The organism is Xanthomonas prunicola, assembly GCF_002846205.1.
Taxonomy (GTDB): Bacteria; Pseudomonadota; Gammaproteobacteria; order Xanthomonadales; family Xanthomonadaceae; genus Xanthomonas; species Xanthomonas prunicola.
On sequence record NZ_PHKV01000001.1, the window covers coordinates 984,474 to 996,950 of the forward strand.

The 12,477-nt window shown below is 65.2% G+C and carries 5 protein-coding genes and 1 other RNA gene; 3 read left to right on the forward strand and 3 right to left on the reverse strand.

Translation table 11 applies throughout. The features are described from left to right. The first annotated feature begins 250 nt into the window (after positions 1–250). Positions 251–3,538 carry a GH92 family glycosyl hydrolase gene (locus XpruCFBP8353_RS04325; RefSeq protein WP_243391041.1) on the forward strand — a complete coding sequence of 1,096 codons (3,288 nt, stop codon included), beginning with the start codon at positions 251–253 and terminating at the stop codon, positions 3,536–3,538. Between the two features lie 351 nt (positions 3,539–3,889). Here XpruCFBP8353_RS04325 and XpruCFBP8353_RS04330 read toward each other — a convergent pair whose 3' ends face one another. Together XpruCFBP8353_RS04330 and XpruCFBP8353_RS04335 are read right to left on the reverse strand one after the other, a co-directional pair. Next, the gene (locus tag XpruCFBP8353_RS04330) at positions 3,890–6,199 is read right to left on the reverse strand and encodes an NADP-dependent malic enzyme (protein ID WP_101362059.1); all 2,310 of its coding nucleotides are present in this window, start codon (positions 6,197–6,199) and stop codon (positions 3,890–3,892) included. Positions 6,200–6,396: 197 nt separating this feature from the next. Next, positions 6,397–7,770 (reverse strand): dicarboxylate/amino acid:cation symporter, encoded by a 1,374-nt coding sequence (locus tag XpruCFBP8353_RS04335; protein ID WP_101362060.1) that lies wholly within the window; start codon positions 7,768–7,770, stop codon positions 6,397–6,399. A 283-nt stretch (positions 7,771–8,053) separates the two neighbouring features. Between XpruCFBP8353_RS04335 and XpruCFBP8353_RS04340 the strand changes: the two genes are divergently transcribed. Beyond that, complete coding sequence (locus tag XpruCFBP8353_RS04340; protein ID WP_101362061.1) at positions 8,054–9,226, forward strand: OprO/OprP family phosphate-selective porin; 1,173 nt, start codon at positions 8,054–8,056, stop codon at positions 9,224–9,226. Positions 9,227–9,367: 141 nt separating this feature from the next. On the opposite strand, the gene XpruCFBP8353_RS04345 is transcribed toward XpruCFBP8353_RS04340, so the two are convergent. Next, a non-coding RNA gene (locus XpruCFBP8353_RS04345) (sX9 sRNA) lies at positions 9,368–9,444 on the reverse strand. 108 nt (positions 9,445–9,552) lie between these two features. Between XpruCFBP8353_RS04345 and XpruCFBP8353_RS04350 the strand changes: the two genes are divergently transcribed. Next, a complete protein-coding gene (locus tag XpruCFBP8353_RS04350; RefSeq protein ID WP_101362062.1) occupies positions 9,553–12,198 on the forward strand; it encodes a hybrid sensor histidine kinase/response regulator in 2,646 nt (881 codons plus the stop codon). Positions 12,199–12,477: the final 279 nt, after the last annotated feature.

The following is a 12,477-nucleotide window of genomic DNA, read 5'->3' on the forward strand; positions in this document are numbered from 1 at the left end:
GGCAGCGGCGCCGATCGCAGCGGCGCGCACAGGGATCCGGCCCGGCTCGCTTGCCTGTCCGGGCATCTTTGACCAGCATCGGGGCGCCTTGTCGTCGGTGATGGCACGAACGCCACAGTTGACATGCATCCATCCCGCTCCCGCCGCACCCGCCCGTCGCGGCACCATCGTTCAGGACCCGCCTAACGTGATTCGATCCGTCATTGCACACGCCAGCCTGCTTGCGTCGCTCCTCGTTTCGACGCCGCAGATGGCCCGGGCAGGCACGCCACCGGCGTTCTCCACCTCGTTTGAGCCAGGAGAGCCCGCGCCCACCACGGACGCGGCGCAGCACCTGACTGTGGCTGTCGGCACCGGCCCCAACGCCCCCTTCGCCGCCAAGCCGGAGGCCGGCTATAGCGGCGCCCACGCCTTGCGCTACAGCCTTGGCGGCGCACACCACCGCATCCGCCTGTTCGACACCGACATCGCGGTCGGTGCGGACACAACGCTGTCGTGGCTGGTGCTACCGGAAAGCGTCGGCGCCGATCATGTTGCCTCGACCTACGTATCGCTGGATCTGGTCTTCGACGATGGCACGCGGTTGTCCGGCACGTCGGCGCAGGACCAGCATGGCGTGGCGACGGGCGCGCGGGCGCAGGGGCAATCGAAGACCTTGTACCCGCAGCAGTGGGCGCGCAAGCAGGTGCGGCTGGGCGAGGTGGCCGGGCTGCGCGGGCGCCGCGTGCGTGCGATCGAGCTGGAGGTGGCGCCGCCTGCGGGCGCCAGCGCGGCCGGTTGGATCGACGATATCGCCATTGCCGAGGTGCCGCCGACAACGCCGGGGCCGCCATCAGATTGGGTGTTGACCACGCGCGGCACGCAATCCAATGGCACGTTTTCGCGCGGCAATACTTTTCCTGCGACGGCGCTGCCGCATGGCTTCAACTTCTGGACGCCGGTGACCGATGCGGGGACGCTGACCTGGCTGTATCGCTGGAACGAACACAACGGTGCCGACAATCGCCCGCGCCTGCAGGCGCTATCGCTGAGCCATCAACCCAGTCCGTGGATGGGCGACCGGCAGACGTTTCAGGTGATGCCTTCGCTCACTGCCGGCGTGCCGGAAGCCGATCGCAGCAAGCGGGCGCTGGGGTTTTCGCATGACGACGAACAGGCCCGCCCCTATCGCTATGCCGTGCAGCTGGACAACGGCATTCATGCCGAAATCGCACCGACCGATCACGCGGCGCTGTTTCGCTTTCGCTTCCCGGCGCGGGGCGATGCCAATCTGCTGTTCGACAACGTGGATGCGCGCGGGGGGCTGCAACTGGATGCGGCAACCCAGACACTCTCCGGTTACACCGATGTGCGCAGTGGTTTGTCGACGGGTGCGACGCGCATGTACATCTATGCCAGCTTCGATGCGCCCTGGCACAGCAGCGGCCTGCTCGACACTGGCCGCCCGACCGGTTGGATCAAGTTCGATGCTGGCAGCACGCGACAGGTGCAGATGCGCATCGCCACCTCGCTGATGTCGGTGGATCAGGCCAAGCACAATCTGGAACTGGAGATTGCAGCAGACGCGAATTTCGAGCAGGTCACCGCGCGCGCGCAGGATGCCTGGGATGCATTACTGGGGCGCTTCGAGGTGCCCGATGCCACTGCCGATCAGAAAACCACGCTGTATTCCAACCTGTACCGGCTGTACCTGTATCCGAACTCAGCGCATGAAAACGTGGGCACTGCGAGTGCGCCGGATTGGCGCTACGCCAGCCAGAACAGCTGGTCGGACGACAATATCGACGGCAGCGCGGTGCGCAGCTTCGCACCGGTCCGCGATGGCCGGGTGTACGTCAACAACGGGCTGTGGGATACCTTTCGTACGGCGTGGCCGGCGTATGCACTCTTCGCGCCCGACGATGCCGGCACCTTGGTGCAGGGGTTTATAGAGCAATCGCGGGCGGGCGGATGGATCGCGCGATGGTCATCGCCAGGCTATGCAGACCTGATGGTGGGTACCAGCTCCGATGTGGCGTTTGCTGACGCATGGCGAAAAGGTGTGCAAGGCTTCGACCCTGCCGAGGCCTACGCCGCTGCGCTGAAAAACGCCACGGTCGTTGCACCGGACCGGCATGTCGGGCGCAAGGGTATGGCGCGCTCGACCTTCCGCGGCTACACCGATACCGATACACACGAAGGCATGTCGTGGTCGATGGAAGGTGCGCTCAACGACTTCGGCATCGCCAATATGGCTGAGGCGTTATCCCGCCAGACGACCACGGCGGCAGCGCGCGAGCGGTATGCGACCGAGGCGCTGTATTTTCGCCACCGCGCGGCGGGGTATGCGGTACTGTTCGATCCGGCGATCGGCTTCTTCCAGGGTCGCAAACCCGATGGGACGTGGCGCGTGGATGCGGCACAGTACGATCCACGCGTGTGGGGCAACGATTACACCGAATCCAGCGGGTGGACGTTTGCGTTCACTGCGCCGCACGATGGCGAAGGTCTTGCTGCGCTCTATGGTGGCCGCGCAGCATTGGCCGCAAAACTGGACACGTTTTTCGCCACGCCCGAGACTGCCCAAGCGCAGTTTGCAGGCTCGTATGGCAATACGATTCACGAGATGACCGAAGCGCGCGATGTGCGCATGGGGATGTACGCGCATAGCAATCAGACTGCGCACCATATTCCGTGGATGTATTTGTATGCCGGGCAACCGTGGAAAACACAGCGCATTACCCGCGAGATCCTGGCCCGCCTGTATCTGGGTAGCGAGATCGGCCAAGGCTATGCCGGCGACGAAGACAATGGCGAGATGTCGGCGTGGTACCTATTCGCCGCGCTGGGGTTGTATCCGCTGCGCATGGGCGCACCGGAGTACGTGATCGGCTCTCCATTGTTCAAACAGGCGCGCGTGCGCTTGCCTGGCGGCGGCATGCTGACCGTCAATGCGCCACAGAATTCGCCGCAGAATGTGTATGTGCAATCGCTCAGGCTCAATGGCACACCGTGGCGCAAGACCTGGTTGCCGCATGCGGCGATTGCCAAGGGTGCGACGCTGGACTTCGAAATGGGGCCCACGCCCTCGCGCTGGGGCAGCGGAGCGGACGATGTGCCGCCGTCGTTGACCGCGCCGGGGAAACGCCCTACCCCGTTGGCCGATCTGCTTGGGACGGATGCGCGCGTTGCGCTGGACGATGGTGGCGATGCAGCAGCATTGCATGACGACGATGCGGGGACGGTGGTAGCGGTGTCGCGTGCGTCCACCATCACGTTGAGTGGACTCCAGAACGGCACACCGACGCTGTATACCTTGACCAGTGGCACTGCGGCGATTGGCGCTTGTGCATGGACACTGGAAGCACGCACTGCGGGCGGTGCCTGGAAGATCATCGATCAACGCAGCGACGAGCGGTTTCAGTGGCCGCTGCAGACGCGTCCATTCCGGATAAAAACCCCTGGTGCGTATGCGGAGTATCGGCTGCGACTGAAGATGCCGGCGCGTGCGGAACTGGCAGAAATCGAGTTACTGAGCGATGTGCCGCAGACGCGATGAAGCCGGGCGCTTTTAGTGCGTTTGGTTTTCGCTGACATCTGATCGGCAAGCATTGTTGCTTGCGTTGAATCCGTGCTTTCGGCTTCAGCTTTTTATGCCAGCGCTGATTCGATACCGGGGCTGGGCCCTGCCCTCCCCCCAAAACCCGCGCTGCCTCCCCTCGCGCTCGCAGCGGGGGGCGCTCCCAGGCACGCGCGCCAATGGCACGCAAACCGTGCCTTCTCGCCCCGAGGGGAGAGGGGCTTTGAGCATTGCCACGAGGTGGTCAGTGCCCCGTGGCGGTCAGTGTTGCGATGGCGAGCAGCGGCTTGAAGACGCGTTTCTGGTCGCTGCTTCCAGCGACCAGACATCTCATTCGCCGGCCTTATCGGCTGCCGCTTTCTCCGCGTCGCGCTGCCTGCGGATCTGTGCGTCCACCGCCGCGATGGCGGTCATGTTCATCACGCGGCGCGAGGTGGCGCTGGTGGTGAGGATATGCACCGGCTTGGAGATGCCCATCAGGATCGGACCGATCGCCACGCCGTCGGTGAACACGCGCACCAGGTTGTAGGCGATGTTGGCCGCTTCCAGGTTCGGCAGCACGAACAGGTTGGCGCGGCCCTTGAGCGTGCTGTTGGGCATGATCTGCTTGCGCAGCGCCTCGTCCCAGGCGGTGTCGCCCTGCATTTCGCCGTCGATGTTGAGCTCGGGCTTGCGCTTGAGCAGCGCTTCGCGCACCTGGCGCATCTTCAGCGCGTCGCGCGAGTCGTGGCTGCCGAAGTTGGAGTGCGACAGCAACGCGATGTTGGGCTCGATGCCGAACAGCTTGAGACGGTACGCGGCCTGCAGCGTGGCTTCGACCACCTGCTCGACGGTGGGGTCTTCCTGCACGTGCGTGTCCAGGAAGAAGAACACACCGAGCTGGTTGATCACACCCGTCATCGCCGAGGTGGAGCTCACCCGCGGTTCCAGCGGGATCACGCTGCGCGCATAGCCCAGCTTCTTGTGGAAGCGGCCGACCACGCCGGACAGCATCGCGTCGGCTTCGCCGCGCGCCACCATGACCGCGGCGATCAGGGTCGGACGCGAGCGCATCAGTTCCTTGGCCGCGGTGACGGTCACGCCGCGACGCTCGGTCAGCGCGTGGTAGTACTGCCAGTAATCGTTGAAGCGGGGGTCGTCGAGAATATTGGTGATCTCGAAGTCCACCCCGGCGGTCAGGCGCAGCCCCATGCGTTCGATACGCGCTTCGATCACGTCCGGGCGGCCGATCAGGATCGGGAACGCCAGGCCTTCGTCGACCACGCTCTGCACTGCGCGCAGCACCACTTCCTCTTCGCCTTCGGCATACACCACGCGCTGTTTGTCGGCACGCGCGCGGTCGTAGACCGGCTTCATCATCAGGCTGGTGCGGTAGACGAACTGACCGAGCTTGTCGCGGTAGGCCTCCATGTCGGTGATCGGGCGCGTGGCCACGCCCGAATCCATCGCCGCCTGTGCAACTGCCGAAGACAGCTCCACCAGCAGGCGCGGGTCGAGCGGACGCGGAATCAGGTATTCCGGGCCGAAGCTCGGGGTCTCGCCGCCGTAGGCCGCACCCAGGTCGGAGGCCTCACGCCGCGCCATCGCCGCGATCGCCTTCACACAGGCAATCTTCATCTCCTCGTTGATGCCGGTGGCGCCCACATCCAGCGCGCCGCGGAACAGGTACGGGAAGCACAACACGTTGTTGATCTGGTTCGGGTAGTCCGAACGGCCGGTGCCGATGATGCAATCCGGGCGCACCGCCTTGGCCGCTTCCGGGGTGATCTCCGGGTTGGGATTGGCCAGCGCGAAGATCACCGGCTGGCGCGCCATGCTGGCGACCATCTCCGGCTTGAGGATGCCGGCCGCCGACAGGCCCAGGAAGATATCGGCACCTTCAACGATTTCGGCGAGGGTGCGCTTGTCGGTATCGCGTGCGTAACGTTGTTTGTCCGGATCCAGGTCGGTGCGGCCGGTGTGGATCACACCATCGCGGTCCAGCGCCAGGATGTTCTCCGGCTTCAGGCCCAGCGAAACCAGCATGTTGACGCAGGAAATGCCCGCCGCGCCCATGCCGGTGGTGGCCAGCTTGACCTCTTCGATCTTCTTGCCGGTGACCACCAGCGCGTTGAGCACCGCGGCGCCGACGATGATCGCGGTGCCGTGCTGGTCGTCATGGAACACCGGGATGTTCATGCGCTCGCGCAGCTTGCGCTCGACGATGAAGCACTCCGGCGCCTTGATGTCTTCCAGGTTGATGCCGCCGAAGGTCGGCTCCAGGCTGGCGATGATGTCGACCAGCTTGTCCGGGTCGTTCTCGTTGATTTCGATATCGAACACGTCGATGCCGGCGAACTTCTGGAACAGCACGCCCTTGCCTTCCATCACCGGCTTGGACGCCAGCGGGCCGATGTTGCCCAGGCCCAGCACGGCGGTGCCGTTGGTGATGACCGCCACCAGATTGCCGCGCGCGGTGAGCTCGCTGGCCTGGGTGGGTTCTTCGACGATCGCCTCGCAGGCGAAGGCCACGCCCGGCGAATACGCCAGCGACAGATCGCGCTGGGTCAGCATCGGCTTGGTCGCGGTGACCTTGATCTTGCCGGCCGGCTGCTGGCGGTGGTAGTCGAGGGCGGCCTGTTTGAAGTCGTCGGTGGACATCGGCTGTGTGTGTCTCGAAGGCGCAGGAGAACTGAATTCTACCCTCCTGCCTGAACAAGGGCCTGTCGCGCAGCTGTCAGCGCGGCAGGGAGATCGCATGCGGCGGCGCGGCGGGCGGCGCAGCCCAGGTGCAGGCCAAAGCAGAACGGCCCTGTCTCCCGCCGGCAATACCGACGGAAGACAGGGCCGTAGGAACATCAACGCAGGGTGGCAGGCGCCACGCCGGGTTCGCCGACAGGAGCCAGCAGCGGCGGTTCGCCGCCGTCCAGGACGAGCTTGAGGCGGTCACGGTCCAAGGCGTTTTCCCAGCGCGAGACCACCACAGTGGCCACCGCATTGCCGATGAAGTTGGTCAACGAACGACATTCGCTCATGAAACGGTCCACGCCCAGGATCAGCGCCATGCCGGCTACCGGCACCTCAGGCACCACCGCCAGCGTGGCGGCCAGGGTAATGAAGCCGGCACCGGTGACGCCGGCTGCTCCCTTGGAGCTGAGCATCGCCACTGCCAGCAGTGCGATCTGATGGCCCAGGGTCAGCTCGGTATTGGTCGCCTGGGCGATGAACAGCGCCGCCAGCGTCATATAGATGTTGGTGCCGTCCAGATTGAACGAGTACCCGGTCGGCACCACCAGGCCCACCACCGACTTCTCGCAACCGGCTTTTTCCATCTTCTCCATCAGCGACGGCAATGCCGACTCCGACGAGGACGTGCCCAGCACCAGCAGCAGTTCGGCCTTCAGATAGCGAATCAGCTTGAGCACCGAAAACCCGCACAGCCGACACACCACCCCCAGAATCACCAGCACGAACAACAAGGAGGTTAGGTAAAACGACCCCACCAACCAGGCCAGATTGACCAGCGACTCGACGCCGTACTTGCCGATGGTGAAGGCGATCGCGCCGAACGCACCGATCGGCGCGGCACGCATCAGGATGTGCACCAGCTTGAACACCGGGGCGATCAGCGCTTCCAGCAGGTTCAGCACCGGCTTGCCGCGCTCGCCCACCAACGCCAGCGACACACCGAACAGCACCGCCACAAACAGCACCTGCAGGATGTTCGGCCCGGTCAGCTTGCCGTTGACGACCTGATCGCCGGTGAAGGCGCCGATCAGCGAGTTGGGGATGATGTCCATCAGGAAGCCGACCAGGGTCAGGTCGTGCGACTTCTCGACATAGCTCTTGACCGCGCTCTGGTCCAGATCGGCCGGGTTGATGTTCATGCCGGCGCCGGGTTGCACCACATGGGCGACGACCAGACCGACCACCAGGGCCAAGGTGGAGAAGAACAGGAAGTAGGCCATCGCCTTGCCGAACACCCGGCCCACCGTCTTGAGGTGGGTCATGCCGGCGATGCCGGTGACGATGGTCAGAAAGATCACCGGGGCGATGATCATCTTCACCAGCTTGATGAAGGCGTCGCCCAGCGGCTTGAGGCTTTCGGCGAAGGCGGGCTCGAAATGGCCCAGCAGGGCACCCAGTACGATCGCCACCACCACCTGAAAATACAGCTGGCGATAGAAGGGGACGGATGCCGGCACGGGGCCGGCAGGCTTGCTGATGTGCATGACACCACTCCGAGGGACGAGAGGGGGTGCCTGAGCAGGTACCCGTTGCACGCATTCTGGCCATACGTCACAGCCCGGGCCGATAGCCCATTGGTACTACCCCATGTCCAGCGGCTGAACGTCGGCTTACACTTCAGCCGCGCCGCCGCCGGCCGTTAATTCCGTTTAACGCAGACACCGTTTCTGTGCTGCCGTCGCCCGGACCCTGCGCGCTTGCTGAAGACATTCATTGCGACCGCCATGGCAGGACGCCCGGCCCCTCTCATTGCCGAAGACCATACCTATGCGCCTCAATCTACTTGTCCTCGCGGTGGCTGCCGCCATCGTCCCCGCCGCTGCCAATGCAGCCACCTCGATCGAAAACTGGCCGACCAAGTACACCTTCGGTGACGGCACCGAGCTGGGTCTGACCGGCAACTACGCCTACGACGACAACAACTTCTCCGGCGACGACCGCCTGGAAGACCGCAACGACTTCCGCCGCAAGGAATTCGGCGCCACCATCAAGAAGAAAGGCGTCTACGACGCCATGGTGTACTACGACTTCGAGTCCAAGCTGTGGCTGGACGTGTTCTACCGGTTCGAGACCAAGGCCCTGTTCGGCCAGGATTACGGCCGCGTGCGCCTGGGCTACATCAAGGTGCCGGTGGGCCTGGAAGCGGTGCAGAGCTCCCGCGCCGGCAGCTTCATGGAACTGGGTCTGCCGAGCCAGGCAGTGTTCGAGGGCCGGCGTACCGGCGTGGAATGGACGCTGGAGCGCCAGCAATACCTGCTGCAGGCCGGCGCCTACGGCGGCAAGGACCTGCAGGGCGACAACCCCGGCACCACCCAGGCCGTGCATGCGGTGTGGACCCCGTTCAAGAGCGAAGGCGACGTTGTGCACCTGGGCTTTGCCGGCGCGATCGAAAACCCGCGTGGCTACACCGACGGCCGCGGCGTGTCCTTCAGCCCGCGCGTGCGTCTGCGGGCGCGCCCGGAGGCGGGCCTGACCGACGTGCGGCTGATCGACACCGGCACCATCCTCGATGTGGACCACGTGATCCGTACCGGCCTGGAAGGAGTCTGGATCCACGGCCCGTTCTCGCTGCAGAGCGAAGCGCTGCGTGCCGAAGTGGCGCGCAACGCGAACCAGCCGCACTTCATCGCCCAGGGCCAGTACATCTACGGCACCTGGTCGCTGACCGGCGAGTCGCGCAGCTATGCGGGCGGCGTGCCGGGCAACATCAAGCCGACGCACGACTACGGCGCGATCGAATTGACTGCCCGCTACAGCCACCTGAACCTGGAAGACAACAACGTCCATGGCGGCCGTCAGCACGACACCACCATCGGCGCCAACTGGTACCTCACCAGCCACTTCAAGTTCCAGGCCAACTACAGCTGGGTGGATTCCTCGCGCAACGGCGTGCATGCAACCCCGCACGTGATGGAGCTGCGTGCGCAGGTGCAGTTCTAAGCAACACTGAGGCCCTGCAGCACGCCGGCGATTCGCTCCGGCGCGCTCTGTAGCGATTCGCAACAGCCTTTTGCCACGGCCGCATCCATCACGGGTGCGGCCGTGGTCGTTTTGGGCGCTGGTCCAACCTGCGATGAGGGCGACCAACAAAACGTCGCCAGCAGCCGTCAGGCGGGCGTGGACCGCGCGCTCAGAACCGCAGTCTCCGAGTGGCACATGCCGTACCGAGCACCGGCCGCGCCCAGCTGGCGATGCGCACAGGTGTTTTGTTAGCCGCTCTCAGTGATGGCTGCGCGATCCGCCGGCACACCGCCATACTTGCAGCCATGTACGCATCGCAACGCCGCCGTCTGCTGCTCACCCTGTCCATCGTGCTGGGCGGCATGGTGGTGGCCATGGTCGCGGCCGGGCGCTTCGTCGAACAAAGCGCGCTGCACGATGAAAGCGCCACTGTGCGCCGCCAGCTGCGCCTGTACGCGCAGGCGCTGCAGCAGCGCATCGACCGCTATCGCACGTTGCCGCAGATTCTGGCGTTGGACCCGGAGCTACGTGCCGCCGTGTCCGGCCCACTGTCGCCGGCACAGGTGGATGCGCTCAATCGCAAGCTCGAACGCGCCAACAACGTTACCCAATCGTCCACGCTGACCTTGATCAACCGCGATGGCGTGGCGCTGGCGGCCAGCAACTGGCGGGCGCCGCGCAGCAACGTTGGCGTGGATTACGCCTTCCGCCCGTATTACCAGCAGGCTTTGGCCACCGGCAGCGGCAGCTTCTACGGCATCGGCATGACCACCAGCGAGCCAGGCTATTTCCTGTCGCAGGCCATTGTCGACGGCGCCGGCCAGGTGCAGGGCGTGGTGGTGATCAAGATTGTGCTGGCTGCGCTGGAACGCGAGTGGCTGCAGACCCCGGATATCGTGCTGGCATCGGACGCACACGATGTGGTGTTTCTGTCCAGCCGGCCGGAATGGCGCTACCGCATGCTGGCCCCGCTCAGCGACCGCGATCGCCGCGAACTGCAGAGCACCCGCCAGTACGCCGATCAGGAGTTGCTGCCGCTCCGGCGCCGACTGATCGAGCAGACCGGCTACGGCGGCGTGCTGGCCGACATCCGCGACCCGCCGCTCGGCGCGCAGGTGCTGTGGCAGACCCTGGAAGTGCCCGAAAGCGGCTGGCGCCTGCACCTGCTGCACGACACCCGCGCCAGCGCCGCTGCCGGCCGCGCCGCGGCGATTGCCGCCGCCGGCGCATGGCTGGCGCTGGCCTTGCTGTGGTTGTTCGTGCAGCAACGGCGGCGGCTGTCGGCGTTGCGCCAGCGTAGCCGGCACGAACTGGAAACCCTGTTGCAGCAACACGCCGAAGAACTGCGCACCGCGCAGGACGGCGTGGTTACCGCCGCCCAGCAGGCCAATGCCGGCCTGAGCCGCAGCCTGGAACATCTGCCGCAAGGCGTGGTGGTGATCGACGAGGCGCTCAACCTGGTGGCGTGGAATTCGCGCTATGTGGAACTGTTCCGTTTCCCGCAGGAGCTGCTGAAGATCGGCCGCCCGATCGAAGACCTGTTCCGCTTCAATGCACGCCGCGGCTTGCTGGGGCCAGGACCGATCGAAGCGGCGATCGAGCGGCGCCTGAATCACTTGCGCAGCGGCAAACCGCATATGCGCGAGAGCGAAAAAGAAGACGGCACCGTGCTGGAAATCCGTGGCAACCCGCTGCCCGATGGCGGCTTTGTCACCAGTTACGCCGACATCACCAGCTACAAGAACGCCGCACGCGAACTGCGCTCGCTGGCCGACGCGCTGGAACACCGCGTGGCCGAACGTACCCGCGATCTGGCGGCGGCCAAGCGCGAGGCCGAAAGCGCCAACCGCTACAAAACCCGCTTCGTCGCCTCGGCGGTGCACGACCTGCTGCAGCCGCTCAACGCTGCGCGCATGTTCGTCTCGGTGTTACGTGGGCAAGTGCGCGAGGCTGGCAGCGCGCGCGTGGTCGACAACATCGACGGAGCGCTGGCAGCGCAGGACGCCATCCTCAACAGTTTGCTCGACATCTCGCGCCTGGAAGCCGGCAGCCTGAAGACCCAGGTGCGCGACTTTGCGCTGGCACCCTTGCTGGACACCTTGGCGCGCGAATTCGGCATCCTGGCCGAAGATCGCGGGCTGGTGCTGGAATCGGTACCCACCTCGGCGGTGGTGTTGAGCGATGAAAACCTGCTGCGCCGCATCCTGCAGAACTTTCTCTCCAACGCCATCCGCTACACGCCGCGCGGACGCGTACTGATCGGCTGCCGTCGCCGCGGCGGCTGGCTGCGCATCGAGGTGCACGACCAGGGTCCTGGCATTCCGGATGCCTTGCAGCACGAAATTTTCGAAGAATTCCGCCGCCTGGATGACGGTGTTGCCAACGACCGCGGTGCGGGACTGGGACTGGCCATCGTCGAGCGCATCGGCCGCCTGCTCGGCCATCGCATCGGGCTGCGCTCCACACTGGGCAGTGGCAGCGTGTTTTCGGTGACCGTGCCGCTGGGCGAACGCGCTGCAATCGCACGCCACCTGCCAGCGCCCGCCACGACGGCAGAACACGGCAACGACCCCATCCTGCATGGCTGCCGCGTGTGGTGCGTGGACGATGAGCCACTGGTGTGCGAGGCCACCCGCACCCTGCTGGAACGCTGGGAATGCCGCGTGGATTTTGCCGGCGGCCCGGATGAGGCAGTGAACGCTGCCAATGCGGATGAGGTACCGGAATTGCTGCTGCTGGATGTGCGCATGGGCACGCATTACGGTCCCATGCTGCTGCCGCAACTGGTACAGCGCTGGCAACGCGAACCGCGCGTGATCCTGGTCACCGCAGAACCCGACCCCGTCCTGCGCGAGCATGCACTGGACCTGGGCTGGGGCTTTCTGTCCAAACCGGTACGTCCGCCTGCCCTGCGTGCGCTGGTGACGCAGATGCTGATGCGGCGCGGATAGGCGCGACGGCCCGCGCTAGATGCCTGGCCGCACTTGAACGACCCCGGCAGCGCATGCACCGATCAGGGGTGATCGGCGTGTCGTCAAAACGATGGAGCGCCTGCGGCAATAACGTAGACCGATCAATCGCCATCCCCGGCAGAAACTCCAGCCGCAGCCAGCACGTGCACCGTGCCCGTGGTAGCAAGGCGACTGAGCGCTAGCACTGCTTCAGCACGACTGATGTTCAAACCACATCAGTCGATGAGAAAGCAGCAATTATCAACATCGACCATCTCC